This window comes from Serratia sp. BNK-23, assembly GCF_047456145.1.
GTDB classification, from domain to species: Bacteria; Pseudomonadota; Gammaproteobacteria; order Enterobacterales; family Enterobacteriaceae; genus Serratia; species Serratia nematodiphila.
On the sequence record NZ_CP179900.1, the window covers coordinates 2,249,380 to 2,268,849 of the forward strand.

Below are 19,470 nucleotides of genomic sequence, written 5' to 3' on the forward strand. Positions count from 1 at the left end.
CAGGTTGGCGTTCAGGCCACAGGGCGGGCGATCACGCTGCGGGTTTCCATGCGCACTTCGGCGATGGTGACCTGCAAGGTATCGCTCTGGCGGTAAACCACTTCGCCTTTGATCTGCACGGTGCCGGTTTCCTGGCTGCACTGCATCTCGTCACGCACCGCGTGAATGAACGGCGCCGGGATGAAGGCAACCGCGCCGTTGTCCAGCAGGCGCACGCGCAGGCCGCCGCGTGTCACGTCGATAATCTCGGCGTTGAAGCGGGTATCGGTACCGGCCTTGTCCTGCAGGAAGCGGGCGTACAGCCAGTCGCCGACGTCGCGTTCCGCCATGCGGTTCAGGCGGCGGCGTTCCGCCAGCTGCACCGTCACGTCATCCTGCGGTTTTTCGGCCGATTGTTGGTTGATGATTGCCTTCAGCAGGCGATGGTTGACCATGTCGCCGTATTTACGGATCGGCGATGTCCAGGTGGCGTAAGCCTCCAGCCCCAGACCGAAGTGCGGCCCCGGCGTGGTGCTGATCTCCGCGAAGGTTTGGAAGCGACGGATGCGGCTGTCAAGGAACTGAGTCGGCTGCGCATCCAGATGGCGGCGCAGTTCGCAGAAGCCCTCAAGGGTCAGCAGTTTTTCGGCTTCGGCTTCCACGCCGTTAGCCTGCAATACGGTGACCGCTTGCTCAACCAACGCGGGATCGAAACCGGTGTGCACGTTGTACACGCCGAAGCCCAGGCGATCGCGCAGCACGATGGCGGCGCAGACGTTGGCGGCGATCATACACTCTTCAACGATACGGTTGGCGCTGCGACGCTGCTCGGTGACGATCTCCAGCACGTCGCCTTTTTCACCCAGCACGAAGCGGTAGTCCGGGCGATCTTTGAATACTAGCGCATGCTGGTGGCGCCAGGCGTTACGCGCGTCGCAAACGCGTTTCAACAGGGTGATCTGTTGTGCGATGGCGTCGCTCGGCGGCTGCCAGCCGGCAATGCCTTCCAGCCAGTCGGAAACTTCGTCGTACACCAGTTTGGCTTTGGATTCGATCTCGGCGGCGAAGAACTGAATATCGTCGCCCAGCGCGCCGTCGGCGGCGATGGTTACGCGGCAGGCCAGCACCTGGCGGCGCTCGTTAGGGCGCAGCGAACACAGGTTGTCCGACAGATCGCGCGGCAGCATCGGGATGTTGAAGCCCGGCAGGTAGTTGGTGAAGGCGCGCACGCGGGCGATATCGTCCAGCTTGCTGCCTTGCTCGACGTAGGCGGTCGGATCGGCGATGGCGATGGTCAACTGCAGCGAACCGTCACCGTTGTCGGTCACATACAGCGCATCGTCCATGTCTTCGGTGCTGGCGCTGTCGATGGTGACGAATTCAAGCGCGGTCAGGTCTTCACGCGTCAGCGCGGCGTCCGGCTCGCTGAGGGCCTGCATCTCCGGCGCTTCTTTTTCCAGATTGTGGCGTGCCAGCGTCACCCACCACGGGGCGAAATGGTCTTCACCGTCGGTGATAAACTGGGTCAGATCGGCGTTGAAGCCGCGATCGCCTTTCAGCGGGTGGCGGCGCATTTCCGCCACCGCCCAGTCGCCGGCCTGGAAGTTGTGGGTCAGTTCACGCACCGGGCGGCACGGAATCGCCTCTTTCAGCAACGGATGATCGGGCACGATGGACAGACGATCGTCGCGCTTTTGCACGCGGCCGACAAAGCGCGACAGGAACGGCTCGACCAGGGTTTCCGGCTCGGCGATTTCGCGCTCTTTCTCGGTGTGCAGGGTGGCGATAATGCGATCCCCGTGCATGACTTTCTTCATGTACGGCGGTGGAATGAAGTAGCTTTTTTGACCGTCTACTTCAAGAAAGCCAAAGCCTTTCTCAGTCCCTTTCACGACGCCTTCAACGCGCGGGGTCTGAGAGTGAAGTTGCTGTTTAAGCTGCGCCAGCAGCGGGTTATCTTGAAACATATCGTCCAGTGAATGGGTTGTGAGTGGCAAGATTTGCGGCTGACAGTTTTACGCGAATCACCCGCTGCGAGCAAGCCTAACGTCACGGAACCCCGCGTTGCCGCGCGATTTTGCGCAAGAATGGTCAATCGAAGTGCGATAGATGAAAAACCCCGGCGCGAGGGCCGGGGTGAAGGAGGGGGCAATCAGTCCCGCAGCGGCGTCGGCTGCAGGATTTCAATCCAGTAATCGTCCGGATCGCGAATGAACGCCACGTAGTTCATGCGGCCTTCGTGCAGGCGTTTCTGGAAGGTGACGCCGAGGCGTTCAAACCGCTCACAGGCGGCGCGCACGTCCGGCACCGTGACGCACAGGTGGCCAAAGCCGCGCGGCTCGCCGTTGCCGTTGTGGTAGTGGAAATCCGCCTGATTTTCGGTGCCGTGGTTATGGGTCAGTTCGAGAATGCCCGGTTGGCTCAGCGCCCAGCGTTTGCGTTCGTCGTCATCCTGCGGGATCTGCTCGCGTGGGCTGCGCGTCAGGTAGCAGATGGTGAAAGCGGCTTCTTCGAACGTTTCCAGATAGACAGGCGTAAAGCCCAGTACGCGGGTATAGAAATCCAGCGCCTTGGTCAGGTCCTTCACGCGGATCATGGTGTGGTTGAACACGTAACCGTCGGTTACCGCGTCCGGTTGGGCCGCCACGCCGGGCAGCGTCAGTAGGTCATTCAGTGGCATCAGAGGTCCTCCTCAGGGTGTTGGCAGACTGTAGATGAAATCGATGCTAATCTAAAGTGATTGTTTTTAACTAAAACACTAACTAAAAGTGAATAATTAATGAAGCTGAGTCAGCTGAAGTTTTTCTGCACCGTGGTGGAACACAAAACCATCGCCGCCGCCGCCCGCGAGCTGCACTGCGTGCCTTCCAACGTCACGCTGCGGCTGCGCGAGCTGGAGGAGTCGCTGGGCGGCGAGCTGTTTTTCCGCGACAAGAACCGGCTGTACGTGAATCCCAAAGGACGACTGTTCTATCAGCAGGCGCGCGACATCGTGGCGCAGGCCGAGCGCAGCAAGCAGCTGTTCGCCGGCGAGCAACAGCACGGGCTGCTGAACCTCGGGGCGCTGGATTTTTCGCTGGTCAGTCACTTGCCGGCGCGCATTGCCCGGCTGCGCCGTTTACAGCCTCATTTGCACATCAACGTGCTGAGCCGCGACTCGCTGGTGCTGGAACGCATGCTGATCGACAGCGATCTCGATCTGGCGATTACCGACGGCCCAATTGAACATCCGCTGCTGGCCAGCCAAAAGGCGTTTGACGAACGGCTGGTGCTGCTGATGCCGGCGGATGTCGGGCAGCCCGACGCCGCCACGCTGGCGCCGCTGGAGTTTTACACGTTCAGCCGCGAGTGCTCGTTCCGGCTGAAGGTCGATCACTGGCTGGCCTCGCGCGGGCTGAAACCGCGTATGACGCTGGAAATGGAATCTTATGCCGCGATGGCAGCCTGCGTGCAGGCCGGTTGCGGTGTCGCCTGCGTGCCGGGTTCGTTGCTGCCGCTGATCTTGCCGGCGCCGGGGTTGAAGGTGGTGGAAATGGGCGAGGAGGGCGTGAGCGATCTCTATTTCGTCTGGCGGCGGCATCAGCTGTCCGAGGAATTGCAGACTATCCTGGAAATATTGGCGCGCCCGGCGTGAACCGGGCGCGCGTTTTCAGGCGATGCGCAGCGACGGTTGCTGCTCGCTGCGGCGAATTGCCACCGGAATCGACTTCGAGGTCGGGGTGCCGGTACCGTCGCCGAAGCTTGCCAGCGGCACCAGCGGGTTGGTTTCAGGGTAGTAGGCCGCCAGATTGCCACGCGGGATGTCGTAACTCACCAGCTTGAATCCATCTACCTTACGCACCACGCCGTCGTTCCACAGGGTTTCTATCTCTACCCGTTCGCCATCCTGCAGGCCCAGCGCCGCCAGATCTTCCGGATGAATGAACAACACTTCGCGCTGCCCGTAAACGCCGCGGTAGCGGTCATCCAGGCCATAGATGGTGGTGTTGTACTGATCGTGCGAACGCAGGGTTTGCAGGGTAAACGGCGCTTGCTCGTCGCCCAGCTGCGGGAACAGGGTCGCCGGCAGCGCGGCGGCGCTGAATTCCGCCTTGCCGCTTGGCGTGGCGAAGCGCAGTTCGGCGGCGGCGTTGCCCAGGTAGAACCCGCCGGGCTGGTCGCAGCGCCGGTTGAAATCCTCGAAGCCGGGAATGGTGGCGGCGATATGATCGCGGATCAGCGAGTAGTCGTCGGCCAACTCCAGCCAGTCCAGCTGCTGCGTGCCCAGCACCGCGTCGGCAATGCCGCAAACGATCGCAGTTTCCGAACGTTGCGTATCCGCCAGCGGTTTGCCGATGCCTTCCGAGGCGTGCACCATGCTGAACGAATCCTCGACCGTGATGTACTGTGAGCCGCTGGCCTGCATGTCCAGTTCGGTGCGGCCGAGCGTCGGCAGGATCAACGCGTCTTTGCCGGTCACCAGGTGGCTGCGGTTAAGTTTGGTGCTGATGTGCACCGTCAAATCGCAGTTGCGCAGGGCGCGGGCGGTGCGCTCGGTGTCCGGCGCCGCGGCGGCCAGATTGCCGCCCAGCGCGATCAGCACTTTCACTTCGCCGCGCAGCATCGCTTCGATCGCTTCCACCGTGTTGTGGCCCAGCGCGCGATTGGCGATGAAGTTAAAGTGGCGTTCCAGGCTGTCGAGCAGCGCCTTCGGCGACTTCTCATCGATCCCCATGGTGCGGTTGCCCTGGACGTTGCTGTGGCCGCGTACCGGGCACAGACCGGCGCCCGGTTTGCCCAGTTGCCCGAACAACAGCTGCAGGTTGGTGATTTCACGCACCGTCGCAATAGAGTGCTTATGCTGAGTCACGCCCATCGCCCAGGTGCAGATCACCCGTTCAGCGCCCTGGTAGGTGGCCGCCGCCTGGCGCAATTGCGCTTCGCTCAGGCCCGATTGTGCGGTAATGGTCCGCCACTCGGTCGCATCCACCTGCGCCAGATAAGCCTCTACGCCGACGCTGTGCCGTTCGATAAACGCCAGGTCAAACAGGGCGGGTTCACCGGCGGCCAGCCGCTGGCGGTGGGTTTCCAGCAGGGCTTTCACCATGCCGCGCACCGCCGCCATATCGCCACCCAGATTCGGCTGGTAATAGGAAGAGCTGATCGGCGAGGATTTTGGCGTCAGCATCTGCACCGGATCCTGCGGATCGGCGAACCTTTCCAGCCCACGTTCGCGCAGGGTGTTAAAGCTGACGATGCGCGCGCCGCGTCGGGCGGCGTTTTTCAGGCTGTGCAGCATGCGCGGGTGGTTGGTGCCGGGGTTTTGACCGAACACGAAGATGGCATCGGCCTTTTCGAAGTCATCGATGCGGATGGTGCCTTTGCCGACGCCGATGCTCTGCTTCAGCCCAACGCCGCTCGCCTCGTGGCACATATTGGAACAGTCGGGGAAGTTGCTGGTGCCGAGCATGCGGCCGAACAGCTGATAAAGGTACGACGCTTCGTTGCTGGCGCGGCCCGAGGTATACAGCTCGATCTGGTTCGGGTTGTCCATGCCGTTGATGTGTTTGGCGATCAGCGCCAGCGCGTCCGGCCAATGGATAGGCTCATAGTGGTCGGTTTCGGCGTTGTAGCGCATCGGATGGGTGAGGCGCCCCTGATACTCGAGGAAATAGTCGCTCTGCTGCTGCAGGGTGCTGACGCTGTGGGCGGCGAAGAACTCAGGCTCCACGGCGCTGCGCGTCGCTTCCCAACTGACCGCTTTGGCGCCGTTTTCGCAAAAGCTGAAGGTGCTGTGGTTGTCGTCGCCCCAGGCGCAACCGGGGCAGTCGAAGCCGCGCGCCTTGTTGACGCGCATCAGGTTGCGCATGTTTTTTAGCGTTTGTTTACTGTCGAGGACAAAGCGGGTGGTGGCTTCAAGCGAACCCCAGCCGCCCGCCGGGCCGGTATAAGGCTTGATTGACGGTTTGAATTTCATGGTGACACTTCGCAGGTGGTTGTAGCTAAAAAGTAAACGCTTTTTTATGCGTTTTGCGTATTTATGTCACAAGTTTAGGAGCGCGGCAGGCGGGCGTCTAATCGAATGGGGCAATGGCGGCATAGAGCATATCTATCGCAGATGTTTGTTGACCTAAACAAATGGTTGCATAAAGACACCCGCTGCAAAAGAGTAATGGTTTCGTCTGAAAGTGAATTCATGCAGTCTATCTCACGGATTATATTGGCATTTTATTTAGCCTGCGGGCCTGAGGAACACAGCGTGAAGCGTTCAGTATCAGTAGTGATCGGCGGTATCTTACTGCCTTTGGCGGCGCAGGCGGCGGAAACGGTGTCCCATTTTCCCGCCATGACTCCGCCGGCGATAGACGCCGCCTCTTACGTGTTGATGGATTACACCACTGGCCAGGTGTTGGCCGCCGGCAATGCCGACGAGCGGCGCAATCCGGCCAGCCTGACCAAACTGATGACTGGGTTGGTGATCGACCATGCGCTCGACCAGCATAAGATTGGCCTCGACGATGTCGTCACCGTGGGGAAAGACGCCTGGGCGCAGGGCAACCCGGTGTTCAAAGGATCCTCGCTGATGTTTCTGAAACCCGGTGACAGGGTCACGGTGCGCGATCTCAGCCGCGGCATCATCATTGATTCCGGCAACGACGCGTGCGTGGCGATGGCGGACTATGTCGCCGGCAGTCAGGCCAACTTCGTCAAGCTGATGAATGAGAAGAGCGCCCAGCTGGGATTGCAGAACACCCATTTTGAGACGGTGCACGGGCTGGATGCGCCAGGGCAGTTCACCACCGCCGGCGATCTGGCGGTGATCGCGCGCGCCATCATCATGAGCGAGCCGGCGGAATACCACATGTACAGCGAGAAATCGCTGACCTGGAACGGCATCACGCAGCAGAACCGCAACGGCCTGCTGTGGGATAAGACTCTGCACGTCGACGGCCTGAAAACCGGGCACACCGCCTCGGCCGGCTTCAACATCATCGCCTCCGCCACCGAAGGAGATCGCCGCCTGATCGCCGTGGTGATGGGCGGCAAAAGTTCCAAAGGCCGCGAGGAACAGGCGCGTAAGCTGTTGACGTGGGGGCTGCGCGACTTTACCACCGTACACCTGTTCAGCGCCGGCCAGAGCCTGGGGGAAGAGCCGGTCTGGTACGGCGAAAGCCACCGCTTGCCGGTCGGCAGCGCGCAGGACCAGACGCTCAGCCTGCCGAAAAGCGAGGCGGACAAGCTGAAGGCGCAGTACGTGATCAATGCCGCGCGGCTGGAAGCGCCGGTCAACAAAGGACAAACTGTTGGCGAGATCCGCATCAGCGATAATGGCCAGGTGGTGAAAACCCTGCCGCTGGTGGCGCTGCAGGCGGTGCCGCAGGGCGGCGTGTTCTCACGCCTGATGGATTACATGAAGCTGAAGCTCTGACTCACCGGGCGAGCGACGACGCCCGGTGGTATACTGAGCGCGAATGCCGATCATTGAGCCGCGCTATGGATATTAAACAACTGATTTATTTGTGTAATTTAGAACGGGAACGCCACTTCGGCCGGGCGGCGGAGGCCAGCTTCGTCAGCCAGCCGACGCTGTCCATGCGATTGAAAAACCTGGAAAAAGAGCTGGGCGTTTCGCTGATTAACCGCGGCAACCATTTCGGCGGTTTTACCGCCGAAGGCGAGCGGGTGCTGGCGTGGGCGCGTGAGATCGTCTCGGTTTACCAAGGGCTGAAGCTGGAGGTGGAGTCGCTCAAGCACGGTTTGCACGGTACGTTGCGCCTTGGCGTGGTGCCGCAGTGCAGCATCTCGGTGGCGGAAATGCTCAAGGCGGTCAGCGAGCGTTATCCCCATCTTGATTACCGGCTGGCGGTGCTGAGCGCCGATCAATTGCTGGAGGCGTTGACGGCGCATACCGTCGACATCGGCATCGGCTTTTTCGAGCTGTCGACGCTGAAGGAACTGCATTTTCAATCACAACCGCTGGTGGAAACCGGCGTAGAGCTGGTATTTCATCCGCAACACTTCCCTAAGCTGGTGGGCGACACGCCGTTGCCGCTGGAGGCGGTGGCCGCCTTGCCGCTGTGCCTGGCCGAGCCGACGCGGTATTTCCGCCGCTATCTCGATCAGCATTTCCGCGACGCCGGGTTGACGCTGCACACGCGGCTGGAGACTGCCTCGATCTTCCAGCTGCTCGAGGGCATTTTCGTCGGCTTGGGCTGCGGACTGTTCCCGCGCGGCCAGCTGCAATCGCCGCTGATGCCGGCGTTGCAGCGCCGGCCGGTGGCCATCGCCGCCATGCCGCGCCATGCGGCGGTGGTGGTTGATATGGCGGAGCGCGCCACGCCGTTGGCGCAAAAATTCTTCGATGCCGCCAGCGAGTGGTTGCGGCGGCAAAATATCTGAAGGAAGAATGTATTGCGGCCAGTAATTAGCCGCGTAGTGGTATTCAGTCGATAGCGCTGAAAGATTCCGCATCGCCCAACGTTTGGCGCAGGCGATTTTCCCAGGCGTAGAGCGCGGCGGTGAGGATCACTTCCAGCGCCTGCGCCTGATTCAGGCCGCTGTTGAACAACGGCTGCACGCTCTGCGGGGTGAACTTCTCCGGTGCGCGAGTCAGCTCGGCGGCAGTGCGCATCACCGCGAGTTTTACCGAGTCTTCGGTATACGCCAGTCCCTGAGGCAGCCCGGCGAACAGCGCCTGAACCAATCCCTCATCCTGCAATTCTTGCGCGACGGTGGCCGCGCAGTAATGGCTGCCGTTGATGCGCGAGACCGCCAGCGTCGCCAGCGCCTTCAGGCGGCTCGATAACCCATATCCTTCGGCATTGATGCCGTTGAACACCCCGTTACGCTCGCGCAGTGCGGCGGCATCGTGCGCCAACAGCAGATAATAAGATTCGGCGCGCGCCTGCGGGTGGCTCTGATCCAGCACGTCAAGCTGTTCGGCGGCGGCGGCTTCCGTGTCGATTGGCGGCAGACGCGCGGTCCAGCTTAACTCTTCGGCACTGAACGCGACGCCATCGGCGTCTTCGACGTTAGGGAAGCCGGGCACCACCACCGCCGGCCGGCCGGCCAACGCCGCGACGCCCGCGACCACGCGCGCCTGATAGCTGACAAAGCCGATGATTTGCGAAAAGGTGACGATATCCGCCGGGCTCAGCCCGACGTCGGCGAGCTGTTGCAGCGCTTTGCGGCAAATCAACGTGGGCTGGCTGGCAAGCTGGCGGGCATATTGGGTGATCTGAGCGAGGCGGATATTGCTTTCCCGGGAGGCGTCCGGGCTGTGCAGCGGGGCGAGGCGAGCGGCGTAGTGGCTACAAAGCGATTGCACGCCCGTCACCTGAGCGACGGTCAACGCGGTGCTGAGGCGATCGTAGGGTGACAATGTCACGTATCGTGATAATGGCACCTGATCGGGAAACAGCGCGTGGTAGCCGGCCAACGAGGCGCTGAACACGCCGGCGCGAGCGCTGAGCGCATTGTTTAAGGCTTCATCGGCGAAGGCGCCCAGCCCCAGCAGAAAGCGATCGCGAAGGGTGGCCGCCTGCGGTTCCAGCGGCGCATCGCCCCGCACGCTGCTTTGGGTTTCGTGATACCACTGGGCATTATGTTGTCGACGGAGTCGTTCCATAGGGTCAATCCTTAATCATGATCAACAGCCGCCGCTGCGCGCGGCAGCGTCGGCTGGACAAAGAGGCAACATGCCCGCAGGCGGGGCGAAAGGCGGTTTTAGCGCAGCTCATCACAGCAGAGGGCGTGGCCGTAAACAGAAAAACCGGCTGCCAGCGTGAGCAGTAGCTGCGTAAGGCGGCGATGGCGAAGGCTGTTCATCAGTGCGATATCCTGTCGTATGAGAAGTGCAACGTAGGGGATATCCTCACCGATCGCCCTGGCGAGATAAAATAATGTTACGGACTAATCAATAACTGAAAGGAATAAAATATAAGGATATATAACAAGAATGTAATTTGCATGTGCGCTTTCTCGCTAAGCGGCAGGCGCGCAAGGTGATAAAAAACCCGCCGCAGCGGGTTTGTAGGTGAAGGTGTGACTCAGAAGCGGCCGCCGTCGCGCCGCCAGGCATCGGCGGTCAGCGCCTCGCCGAAGTGGCTGGCGATAAGGCGCTTGGTCAATTCGTGCAGCGGCGCCGCCAACACCTCCGCGGTGCTGCCGCGTTCGACGATTTCCCCTTCGTGCATCACCAGCACCTGGTCGCTGATATGCTTCATCATGCCGAGGTGCTGGGTGACGTAGATATAGGAAATACCGTGTTTTTCCTGCAGCTCCAGCATCAGGTTGATGATTTGCGAGCGCATCGACATGTCCAGCGAGGCCAGCGCCTCATCGGCGACGATCACCTTCGGTTGCAGGATCAGCGCACGGGCCAGCGCGACGCGCTGTTTTTGCCCGGAGGCCAGCATGTGCGGATAGTAGTAGGCGTGATCCGGCAGCATGCCGACCTGGCGCAGAGTCTGGTTGATACGCTGCTCGCGCTCGGCGGGCTCAAGATCGGTGTTCAGCCGCAGCGGCGCGTCCAGCAGCTGGCCGATGCGCTGGCGCGGGTTGAGCGAGGTGCTCGGATCCTGAAAAATCATGCGAATGCGCTGGCTGCGGTAACGATAATCGCCGAATTCCAGCGGATGATCGTCGATCAACAGTTCGCCGGCGGTCGGTTCTACCATGCCGGAGAGCATCTTCGCCAGCGTGGATTTGCCGGAGCCGTTCTCGCCGATCACCGCCAGCGTCTGGCCTTCGCGCAGGGTAAAGCTGACCGATTTCACCGCCTCGACGTGCTGGCGGCGGAACAGCCCGGTACGATAGCGGTAGGTTTTGCTCAGGTTGCGCACTTCCAACAGCGTTTCCATGTTATTGCTCCTCCATGTTCAGCGGGAAGTGGCAGGCGAAGAAGTGGTTTTTGACCGGGCGCAGGCGCGGCGTTTCGATGCACTTCTTCTGTGCGTAAGGGCAGCGCGGCCCCAGGCGGCAGCCGATCGGCAGGTGTTCCAGCGAAGGAATGGCGCCCGGAAGCGTATTCAACCGGCTTTTGTGCGGCAACGAGCGGCCGAAGTCCGGCATGGCGCGGATCAACGCCTGGGTGTAAGGGTGGTGCGGCGCCGCCAGCAGTTCTTCGCACTGGGCGCTTTCCACCGTTTGCCCGCAGTACAAGACGTTCACCCGGTCGGCCCACTTGCTCATCATCTGCAGGTCGTGACTGATCAGCAGAATGGTGGTGTTGTTGTTCTGGTTGAGACGCGCCAACAGGCGAAAAATCTGCGCCTGCGTGGTCGGTTCCATGGCGTTGGTCGGCTCATCGGCGATCAGCAGGCGCGGTTGGTTGGCCAGCGCGATGGCGATCATCACTTTCTGGCACTCGCCTTCCGTCAGCTCGTACGGGAAGCTGCCCATGATGTCGTCATGATCCTTGATACCGACGCGGTGCAGCAATTCGATGGCGCGGCGTTTGCGCCAGTTGAAGCGCTGCCACCAGTGGCCCTTGTAGGTCCAGCCTGGGATGGCCTGCGCCAGCTGGCGGCCGATGCTCTCGGAAGGGTCGAGACAGGACTGCGGCTCCTGGAAGATCATTGAGACGTTGTGGCCCACCAGCTTGCGCCGCTCGCGCGGGCTTAGCTGCAGCAGATCGATGTCGTCGAAGCGGAAACGATCGGCGGTGACGCGCCAGTTGTCTTTGGTCACGCCGCAGATGGCTTTGGCGATCAGACTCTTGCCGGAGCCCGATTCGCCCACCAGGCCGCGCACCTCGCCCTCGGTCAGCGTCATGCTGACGCGATCGACCGCCTTGACCGGCCCTTCGGCGGTCATAAATTCAATCGTCAAATTGCGGATATCGAGTAACGGCATTATTCCACCCCGGCATTGATTGCGCGGCGCATACCGTCGCCTAACAGGTTAACCAGCAGCACGCTGACGAGGATGGCCGCGCCGGGCAGCATCACCGTCCAGGGGGCGACGTACACCAGCTCAAGCGAATCGCCGAGCATCGCTCCCCATTCCGGCGAAGGCAACTGCGCGCCGAGATCGAGGAAGCCGAGCGCGGCGATATCCAAAATGGCCATCGACAGCGCGCGGGTGAACTCGGTCACCAGCACTGCCGCGATGTTCGGCATGACTGCGTACCACAGGATCTGCAGCGTGGAGGCGCCGTCAAGCCGGGCCGCCACCACGTACTCTTTCTCCAGCTCATCGTGCACCGCGCTGTAGATGGTGCGCACCATGCGCGGCAGCAGAGCCAGCCACACCGCCAGCATGGCGTGTTCAAGTTTGGGGCCGATAAACGCCACCACCACGATCGCCAGCAGCAGCGACGGAATCGACAGCAGGGTATCGAGGATATGGTTGAGCACCGCCGATCGCAGCCCGTGGGTGACGCCGGCGAACACGCCGAGGATCACCCCGCAGAACGCCGCGGCCAGCGTCACCGCCAGCGCGGAACCGAAGGTGGCGGCGGTGCCGGTCAACAGGCGGCTGAGGATGTCGCGCCCGAGATCGTCGGTGCCGAGGAAGAACGACACGTTGCCGTAGCGCGACCAGGACGGCGGCAGCAGTTGATAGCCGAGGAACTGCTGATCCAGCGCGTAGGGCGCCAGCAGGCTGCCGAACAGCGACAGCAGCAGCAGGGCGATCACGCCGTAAAAACCGATCATCGCCAGCGCGTCGCCGTAGAAAATCCGCCAGGTGTAGCGCAGCGGGCTCGGCATCTTTTTCTCGCGGTATACGTTATCGAAGGGCATACCATTCCTTATGTTTCAGCGGGTTGGTTGCCGCACCCAGAATGTCGGCCAGAACGTTAATGGTGATCACCAGCGTGCCGACCACCATCACGCCGGCGGAGATTGCCGCATAGTCCTGCTGGCGAATGGCGTTGATCAGCCACCGGCCGAGACCCGGCCAGCTGAACACCACTTCGGTGATCATCGCCAGCGTGAGCATGGTGGAGAACTGCAGCCCGAGTTTGGGCACGATCGGCGGCAGCGCGTTGTGCAACACGTGGCGACGAATGATGGTAAAGCGCGACAGGCCGCGGGTGGCGGCGGCCTTGATGTAGTTTTGGCTCAGCACGTCGTCGGTGCTGATGCGCATCAGCCGCACCACTTCGGTGGTGGGCGCCACCGCCAGCGCGGCGATCGGCAGGATCATGTGGCGCAGGGCGCTGCCGATCATCTCGGCGCGGTACGGCGAGTCCGACAGCCAGGCGTCGATCAGCGCAAAACCGGTGATGGGTTTCACCTGATACAGCAGATCGAAACGGCCGGAAACCGGCAGCCAGCCGAGATGCAGCGAGAAGAACAGCATCAGCAGCAGCGCCAGCCAGAACACCGGCATCGAAAAGCCCAGCAGCGCGAAGGTGCTGATGGCGGTGTCCTGCCACTTGCCGCGCAGCACGCCGGCGATGATGCCCAGCGGAATGCCGATGAACAGCGCCAGGGCGAAGGCCAGCAGGCACAGTTCCATGGTGGCCGGGAACACTTCGCGCAGCTGTTCGCTGATCGCCTGGCCGTTGATGCTGGAGACGCCGAAGTCCCAGTGCAGCAGGCTGACGAAGTAGAACTGATAGGCGTCCAGCAGGGCGGCGCCGTTCAGCGGCGCGCGCGGCGTGAAATAGCTCAGGCTGAAACTGACCAGCGTCAGGAAGAACAGCGTGATCAGCAGCAGCAGAATGCGGCGCAGGGTAAAGATAATCACTTTTTCACCTCCGGCGCGGATTCACGGTACACCCCGGCGAACGAGGCGTTGCCGAACGGGCTCAGCACCAATCCCTTGATGTCGTAACGATAGGCCTGCAGGCGCAAGGAGGACGCCAGCGGCAGCACCGGCAGTTGCTGCTCGAGGATTTTCTGCGCCTTGCGGTAGTTGTCGATGCGCTGAGACAGCTGCTGCGACAGCAGCGCGTTCTGCAGCACTTCGTCAAAGCCCGGATCACACCAGTGAGCATAGTTGGTTTGCGAACGGATTGCCGCGCAGCTCAGCAGCGGCCGGAAGAAGCTGTCCGGATCGTTGCTGTCGGTGGCCCAGCCGGTCAGGGTCAGATCGTGGTTCATCTCCATCAGGCGCGCTTCCTGGAAGCGGCCCTCCACCGGCACGATGGTGACGTTGATGCCCACCTGGCCGAGATCGGCCTGGATCAGTTCGGCGGTTTTCAGCGGGCTCGGGTTGTAAGACTGCGAGGCGGTCGGCACCCACAGCTTCAGGTTCAGCTGGCTGACGCCGGCCTGCCGCAGCATCTCGCGAGATTTGGCCGGATCGTACTCGGTGACGTGCGCGTCGTTGTCATAGGCCCAGGAGGCGCGCGGCAGGATCGAGGCGGCGGTTTCCGCCGTGCCGTAATAGATCGACTGCATCAACCGCTGGTTGTTGATCGCCAGCGAGATCGCCTGGCGCACATTGAGGTTGTCGAGCGGCGGTTTACGGGTGTTGAACGCCAGATAGGCGATGTTCATCCCCGGGCGCAGCGTCAGGCGCAGGCGCGGATCGTCGCGCAGAATCGACAGCTGGCTGGCCGCCGGATAGGCCAGCACGTCGCACTCGCCGGTCAGCAGCTTGGAGAGGCGGCCGGTGCCGCCGGCGCCCAGATCGATCACCACCTGCGGCATGCGCGGCAGCCCTTTCCAGTAGGCGGCGTTGCGCGCCAGGCGAATATATTGCCCCGAGCGGTATTCGTTGAGCAGGAACGGGCCGCTGCCGACCGGCTCGCGGTCGATCAGCTCCTGATGGCCCTCACGCGTCAGCAGATCGGCGTACTCGGCGGACAGCACCGGCGCGTAGTGGGTGGCCAGGTGCCACAGGAACGAGGCGTCCGGCGACTGCAGGCGAATCTCCACCGTATAGTCGTCGAGCTTTCTCACGCTCTGCACCGAATCACCGAACTGCAGGCTGTCGAAATAGGGGTATTCGCCGCCGTTCACGTCGTGATACGGGTGTTTCTGATCGAATACGCGCGCAAAGCTGAACACCACGTCGTCGGCGTTCATCTTGCGGGTGGGCGTGAACCAGGCGGTGGTCTGGAACGGCACGTCCTTGCGCAAATGGAAGCGGTAGGTGGCGCCGTTATCCAGCACTTCCCAGCTTTGCGCCAGCTCGGGGATCAGGCGATAGGTGTAGGGATCGACGTCCAGCAGGCGATCGTACAGCTGGGCGGCCAGGGTATCCACCGTCAGGCCGCTGCTGGCCATTTGCGGGTTGAAGGTATTCAGTATGCCGCTGACGCAATAAACAAAGCCGCTTTGGCGAATGTCCGGTAGCGGCGCCGCGGTGGGCGCGGGCGGTGTTGTCGCGGCCAGGGCAGAGCCCGTCAGGCACAACGACAGTATCCAAAAGGGTAAACCACGCATAGAGGCTCATGGGTTAATCAGCAATAGCGTTAGTGTATCGCACTCTGACCAGCAGCCCAATCCATTGAGCAAAATCGCTGAGTTTTCTGCGACTTGATTAATCAGCCCGTTCAGCGGCAAGAAAAAAGTTTTTCATGTTATGTTATAATATAACAAAATCATGTTACCGTTCCCCGGCAAAGTCACCATAACGCAAGGGGATGTATGAACGAAGTTGCACTTCCACCACGCCGTTCGCTGCCGGACGCTCAGGCATGGCGCGGCGAAATGAGTGATGTCGGGCTCGATTGGGTCGGGATGCAAGGGATCGCGCTGCCGCTGGAGCTGGCCGGCAAGCCATTGATGGCGAAGGTCGACGCCGGTATCAACCTGCGCGCCGAAGCGGCGGGCGAGCGCGGCATTCACATGTCGCGGCTGTATCTGGCGCTGGACGAGTTGACGCAGGGCGAGCTGACGCCGCAGCGCATCGGCCGAACGCTGCAGGCCTTTTTGGCTTCGCAGCCGGAACACAGCGATCGCGCCAGCTTGTCGATCAGTGGCGAGCTGTTGCTGTCACGCCCGGCGCTGCTGTCGCCGCAGCGCGGCTGGAAAGCCTATCCGCTGCGCATCGAGGCCACCCTGACGGACACGCTGACGCTGGTGCTGACCGTCGGCGTGCCTTATTCCTCCACCTGCCCGAGTTCGGCGGCGCTCAGCCGCCAGCTGGCGCAGCAACAGTTCCAGTTTGATTTTGAACAGGAGGCGGAGCGGGTCAGCCAGCGGCAGGTGAGCGAGTGGCTGTTGGAGCAGGGAATGCCGGCCACGCCCCACAGCCAGCGCAGCTGGGCCTGGATCACCGTAACGCCCGAGAATGAACGGGCGTTCGAACCGGTAAAACTGATTGACCGCATCGAACATGCGCTGGGCACGCCGGTGCAAACGCTGGTGAAACGCCGCGACGAGCAGGCCTTCGCGCTGGCCAACGGTCAGAACCTGATGTTTTGCGAGGATGCGGCGCGGCGCCTGTACCGCATGCTGCGCAGCCAGTGCGACTACCGCGCTTTCTCGCTGCGCGTCGAGCATCAGGAGAGCCTGCATGCCCACAATGCGGCGGCGGAGCTGAGCTGGCGGGGAGAACACCATGCTGCGTAAAAATCCCAGCGGCCATCTGCCGCAGGTCTCGCCGCTGGCCTACATCGATCCCACCGCCATTATTTGCGGCCGGGTGATCGTTGAAGATTTCGTTTACGTCGGCCCGTATGCGGTGATCCGCGCCGACGAGTTGAACGCCGCCGGCGACATGGAGCCGATCGTCATCGGCTCGCACTCCAATATTCAGGACGGCGTGGTGATCCACTCCAAGAGCGGGGCGGCGGTCACCATCGGCCGTTACAGCTCGATCGCCCACCGCGCCATCGTCCATGGCCCGTGTCGCATCGGCGATCGGGTGTTTATCGGGTTCAACAGCGTGCTGTTCAACTGCCACGTTCAGTCCGGCTGCGTGGTGCGCTACAACGCGGTGGTGGACGGCGTGACGCTGCCGGAAAACCGCTATATCCCCTCGACCGAACGCGTGGGCGCCGACAGCGATCTGTCGCGCTATCGCCAGGTCGATCGCGGCGCGCTGCAGTTTTCGGAAGAAGTGGCCGCCACCAACGTCGAACTGGTGCGCGGTTACCAGGCATTACGCAATGAATTTTAATGAGGTCCCCATGAAACAACTTCCCGTGACCGTGCTTTCCGGCTTTCTCGGCGCCGGCAAGACCACGGTGCTGAACCATATCCTGAACAACCGGCAGGGCATGCGCGTGGCGGTGATTGTCAACGACATGAGCGAAGTGAACATTGACGCCGCGCTGGTGGAGAATGAAGTGCATCTCGATCGCCAGGAAGAGAAGCTGGTGGAGATGAGCAACGGGTGCATCTGCTGCACGCTGCGCGAAGACCTGCTGGTATCGGTGCGCGAACTGGCGCAGGACGGGCGTTTCGATTACCTGTTGATCGAATCGAGTGGCATCTCGGAGCCGCTGCCGGTGGCGGAAACCTTTACCTTTGAGGATGAAACGGGCGAAAGCCTGTCCCAATTCGCCCGGCTGGATACGCTGGTGACGGTGGTCGACGGGGTGAATTTCATTCAGCAATACCAGCAGGCGCAAAGCCTGCAGGAGGCCGGCCAAAGTCTGGGTGAGGACGATCTGCGCAGCGTGGCGGACCTGTTGATTGAGCAAATTGAATTTTGCGACGTGATCCTGGTCAGCAAGACCGATCTGTTGACGCCAACGCAGCAGGGCGAAGTGATGGCGCTGCTGGCCAGCCTGAATCCCGACGCCCGCATTGTGCCGATCGCGCCGGGCAAACTGCCGCTGGAGGCGGTGCTGAATACCGGCAGCTTCAGCTTTGAAAAGGCGCAGCAGGCGCCCGGCTGGCTGAAAGAGCTGCGCGGCGAACACGTGCCGGAAACGGAAAGCTACGGCATCAGCAGCTTTGTCTATCAGGCGCGGCGGCCGTTTGCGCCGGACAAGTTCTACCGCGTGATCAACGGCGATTGGGGCGGCGGCAAGCTGCTGCGCTCGAAAGGCTTCTTCTGGCTGGCGACGCGGCCGCGGCAGGCCGGGCAGTGGAGCCAGGCTGGCGGCATCGCCCATTACGGCCTGGCGGGCACCTTTTGGCGCGCGATCCCGCAAGATAATTGGCCGCAGGATCCGCAAACGCGGGCGCATATTCAGGAGAAATGGGTGGAGCCGTTCGGCGACATGCGCCAGGAGCTGGTATTTATCGGCCAGCACTTGCAACAGGCGGCGATCGTGCGTCTGCTGGACGACTGCCTGCTGAACGACGACGAAATGGCCGCCGGCGTGGACTATTGGCTGGACATGGCGGACCCGTTCCCTGAGTGGTAATTGCGCAATCTTCGTGTGGTAATGAGAAAAATTCTCAACAAAGTGCTTTACAGACGATACTGATAACTATTATCATCGCCTGGCAGTTCACGGAAGGCCACAGTTTGCGGCTCTGATGTGGAAGGCACGACATTGCTCACATTGCTTCCAGTGTTTTTTAAGCCAGCTCGGGTGCTGGCTTTTTTTTTGCCCGCTATTCCTCGTCCGTTTCGCCGTTTTGCAGCAGCGCATGCTTTTTCAGCATACCGCGTAGCTGATGGTAGGTGAGCCCCAGCAACTGCGCCGCCTTGCGCTGGTTGAATCGCCCTTGCTGCAGCGCCGCCTCGATCAGCGCCTTCTCTTGCTCCAACTGCCAGTTTTTCAGCTCGAGCGGCAGCGACGGCAACACGCCGGCGCCTTCAGGGGCGGGCGCAAGCGGCGTGGCCTCGCGTGGTGCAAACGGGTTGATGACGATCTCATCCAGCGGGTTGTCGCTGTCGCCGTGACGATAGACCGAACGTTCCACCACGTTTTTCAGTTCGCGCACGTTGCCTGGCCAGCCGTAGTTGAGCAACGTCTGCCTGGCGCGTTCGGTAAAGCCGGGAAACAGCGGCAGCCCCAGCTCGCGGCACATTTGAATGGCGAAGTGCTCGGCCAGCAGCATGATATCGGGCCGGCGTTGCCGCAGCGGCGGCAACTGCACCACGTCGAACGCCAGCCGATCCAGCAGGTCGGCACGGAACTTGCCCGTCGCCGCCAGCGTCGGCAGATCGTCGTTGGTGGCGCACACCAGGCGCACATCCACCCGCAGCGGCTGGCTGCCGCCCACGCGTTCCAACTGGCCGTATTCGATCACCCGCAGCAATTTCTCCTGCACCAGCATCGGCGCGGTCGCCAGCTCATCGAGGAACAGCGTGCCGCCGTCGGCGCGCTCGAAGCGGCCCAGATGACGTTTCTGCGCGCCGGTAAAGGCGCCGGCCTCGTGGCCGAACAGCTCGGAGTCCAGCAGGTTTTCATTCAGCGCCGCACAGTTGAGCGAGATGAACGGCCCTTGCCAACGGTTGGAGAGGTAGTGCAGACGGTGGGCGATCAGCTCTTTGCCGGTGCCGCGTTCGCCGATCACCAGCACCGGTTTGTTCAGCTTTGCCACCTGGGAGACTTGCTCCAATACTTCGACAAAGGCGTTTGCTTCGCCCAATAAATTTTCTGGCTGTTCGTTCATGATGAAATTCGCCAATGTTTGGTGAAAATAATCACTCTACAGCAAGCGCGCAGAGAGTCAAAAATAAAGAGTTGTTGTTTTTCAATGG

At 61.7% G+C, this 19,470-nt stretch carries 16 protein-coding genes; 6 read left to right on the forward strand and 10 right to left on the reverse strand.

Translation table 11 applies throughout. The annotated features are described in order from the left end of the window. Window positions 1–11: 11 nt before the first annotated feature. The gene (locus tag ACMGF9_RS10670; protein WP_044031130.1) at window positions 12–1,946 is read right to left on the reverse strand and encodes an exoribonuclease II; all 1,935 of its coding nucleotides are present in this window, start codon (window positions 1,944–1,946) and stop codon (window positions 12–14) included. A gap of 185 nt (window positions 1,947–2,131) precedes the next feature. Then, complete coding sequence (gene gloA / locus ACMGF9_RS10675) at window positions 2,132–2,659, reverse strand: lactoylglutathione lyase (protein ID WP_015378023.1); 528 nt, start codon at window positions 2,657–2,659, stop codon at window positions 2,132–2,134. A gap of 99 nt (window positions 2,660–2,758) precedes the next feature. On the opposite strand from gloA, the gene ACMGF9_RS10680 reads away from it, so the two are divergent. Beyond that, window positions 2,759–3,613 carry a LysR family transcriptional regulator gene (locus ACMGF9_RS10680; RefSeq protein ID WP_015378022.1) on the forward strand — a complete coding sequence of 285 codons (855 nt, stop codon included), beginning with the start codon at window positions 2,759–2,761 and terminating at the stop codon, window positions 3,611–3,613. A gap of 15 nt (window positions 3,614–3,628) precedes the next feature. Here the strand turns inward: ACMGF9_RS10680 and ACMGF9_RS10685 are convergent, their stop codons facing one another. Beyond that, complete coding sequence (locus tag ACMGF9_RS10685; protein ID WP_414160222.1) at window positions 3,629–5,935, reverse strand: FdhF/YdeP family oxidoreductase; 2,307 nt, start codon at window positions 5,933–5,935, stop codon at window positions 3,629–3,631. A 282-nt stretch (window positions 5,936–6,217) separates the two neighbouring features. Here ACMGF9_RS10685 and dacD point away from each other — a divergent pair, with 282 nt between their 5' ends. Continuing rightward, a complete protein-coding gene (gene dacD / locus ACMGF9_RS10690) occupies window positions 6,218–7,387 on the forward strand; it encodes a serine-type D-Ala-D-Ala carboxypeptidase DacD (protein ID WP_049239775.1) in 1,170 nt (389 codons plus the stop codon). 65 nt (window positions 7,388–7,452) lie between these two features. After that, window positions 7,453–8,358, forward strand: a complete 906-nt coding sequence (locus tag ACMGF9_RS10695; RefSeq protein ID WP_118891987.1) for a LysR family transcriptional regulator — start codon at window positions 7,453–7,455, stop codon at window positions 8,356–8,358. Window positions 8,359–8,401: 43 nt separating this feature from the next. On the opposite strand, the gene ACMGF9_RS10700 is transcribed toward ACMGF9_RS10695, so the two are convergent. The 6 genes from ACMGF9_RS10700 to sapA all read right to left on the reverse strand — a co-directional run bounded on the left by ACMGF9_RS10700 (window position 8,402) and on the right by sapA (window position 15,302). Then, window positions 8,402–9,586: a CMD domain-containing protein gene (locus tag ACMGF9_RS10700; protein ID WP_380691614.1), complete on the reverse strand. Its 1,185-nt coding sequence runs from the start codon at window positions 9,584–9,586 to the stop codon at window positions 8,402–8,404. Window positions 9,587–10,007: 421 nt separating this feature from the next. Then, window positions 10,008–10,820 (reverse strand): putrescine export ABC transporter ATP-binding protein SapF, encoded by an 813-nt coding sequence (gene sapF, locus ACMGF9_RS10705; protein ID WP_004930589.1) that lies wholly within the window; start codon window positions 10,818–10,820, stop codon window positions 10,008–10,010. Between the two features lies 1 nt (window position 10,821). Beyond that, entirely contained in the window at window positions 10,822–11,814 is a 993-nt protein-coding gene (gene sapD / locus ACMGF9_RS10710) for a putrescine export ABC transporter ATP-binding protein SapD (protein WP_016927551.1), read from the reverse strand. Further along, on the reverse strand, window positions 11,814–12,704 hold the full coding sequence (gene sapC, locus ACMGF9_RS10715) for a putrescine export ABC transporter permease SapC (RefSeq protein WP_004930580.1): 891 nt from the start codon (window positions 12,702–12,704) through the stop codon (window positions 11,814–11,816). Before sapC ends, sapD begins: the two co-directional genes overlap by 1 nt. Continuing rightward, complete coding sequence (sapB, locus tag ACMGF9_RS10720) at window positions 12,691–13,656, reverse strand: putrescine export ABC transporter permease SapB (protein WP_004930575.1); 966 nt, start codon at window positions 13,654–13,656, stop codon at window positions 12,691–12,693. The genes sapC and sapB overlap by 14 nt, the downstream gene beginning before the upstream one ends. Beyond that, on the reverse strand, window positions 13,653–15,302 hold the full coding sequence (gene sapA, locus ACMGF9_RS10725; protein WP_076741183.1) for an ABC transporter substrate-binding protein SapA: 1,650 nt from the start codon (window positions 15,300–15,302) through the stop codon (window positions 13,653–13,655). The genes sapB and sapA overlap by 4 nt, the downstream gene beginning before the upstream one ends. Window positions 15,303–15,506: 204 nt before the next feature. Between sapA and folE2 the strand changes: the two genes are divergently transcribed. From folE2 to zigA, 3 genes are read left to right on the forward strand one after another with little or no spacing between them, the layout of a single operon-like run. Further along, window positions 15,507–16,433, forward strand: a complete 927-nt coding sequence (gene folE2 / locus ACMGF9_RS10730; protein ID WP_099982200.1) for a GTP cyclohydrolase FolE2 — start codon at window positions 15,507–15,509, stop codon at window positions 16,431–16,433. Next, a complete protein-coding gene (locus ACMGF9_RS10735) occupies window positions 16,423–16,983 on the forward strand; it encodes a carbonic anhydrase (protein ID WP_015378014.1) in 561 nt (186 codons plus the stop codon). Before folE2 ends, ACMGF9_RS10735 begins: the two co-directional genes overlap by 11 nt. 10 nt (window positions 16,984–16,993) lie before the next feature. Then, a complete protein-coding gene (gene zigA / locus ACMGF9_RS10740; protein WP_021503798.1) occupies window positions 16,994–18,181 on the forward strand; it encodes a zinc metallochaperone GTPase ZigA in 1,188 nt (395 codons plus the stop codon). 193 nt (window positions 18,182–18,374) lie between these two features. Here the strand turns inward: zigA and pspF are convergent, their stop codons facing one another. After that, window positions 18,375–19,382, reverse strand: a complete 1,008-nt coding sequence (pspF, locus tag ACMGF9_RS10745; RefSeq protein WP_118891990.1) for a phage shock protein operon transcriptional activator — start codon at window positions 19,380–19,382, stop codon at window positions 18,375–18,377. Between the last annotated feature and the right edge of the window lie 88 nt (window positions 19,383–19,470).

Excerpts from the sequence above, each read along its gene's own strand:
- zigA (WP_021503798.1), top strand. The coding sequence starts at position 16,994 with ATGAAACAACTTCCCGTGACCGTGCTTTCCGGCTTTCTCGGCGCCGGC.
- ACMGF9_RS10700 (WP_380691614.1), bottom strand. The coding sequence starts at position 9,586 with ATGGAACGACTCCGTCGACAACATAATGCCCAGTGGTATCACGAAACC.
- sapF (WP_004930589.1), bottom strand. The coding sequence starts at position 10,820 with ATGGAAACGCTGTTGGAAGTGCGCAACCTGAGCAAAACCTACCGCTAT.
- folE2 (WP_099982200.1), top strand. The coding sequence starts at position 15,507 with ATGAACGAAGTTGCACTTCCACCACGCCGTTCGCTGCCGGACGCTCAG.
- ACMGF9_RS10735 (WP_015378014.1), top strand. The coding sequence starts at position 16,423 with ATGCTGCGTAAAAATCCCAGCGGCCATCTGCCGCAGGTCTCGCCGCTG.
- gloA (WP_015378023.1), bottom strand. The coding sequence starts at position 2,659 with ATGCCACTGAATGACCTACTGACGCTGCCCGGCGTGGCGGCCCAACCG.
- sapC (WP_004930580.1), bottom strand. The coding sequence starts at position 12,704 with ATGCCCTTCGATAACGTATACCGCGAGAAAAAGATGCCGAGCCCGCTG.
- ACMGF9_RS10680 (WP_015378022.1), top strand. The coding sequence starts at position 2,759 with ATGAAGCTGAGTCAGCTGAAGTTTTTCTGCACCGTGGTGGAACACAAA.
- pspF (WP_118891990.1), bottom strand. The coding sequence starts at position 19,382 with ATGAACGAACAGCCAGAAAATTTATTGGGCGAAGCAAACGCCTTTGTC.
- sapA (WP_076741183.1), bottom strand. The coding sequence starts at position 15,302 with ATGCGTGGTTTACCCTTTTGGATACTGTCGTTGTGCCTGACGGGCTCT.
- ACMGF9_RS10685 (WP_414160222.1), bottom strand. The coding sequence starts at position 5,935 with ATGAAATTCAAACCGTCAATCAAGCCTTATACCGGCCCGGCGGGCGGC.
- ACMGF9_RS10670 (WP_044031130.1), bottom strand. The coding sequence starts at position 1,946 with ATGTTTCAAGATAACCCGCTGCTGGCGCAGCTTAAACAGCAACTTCAC.
- sapD (WP_016927551.1), bottom strand. The coding sequence starts at position 11,814 with ATGCCGTTACTCGATATCCGCAATTTGACGATTGAATTTATGACCGCC.
- ACMGF9_RS10695 (WP_118891987.1), top strand. The coding sequence starts at position 7,453 with ATGGATATTAAACAACTGATTTATTTGTGTAATTTAGAACGGGAACGC.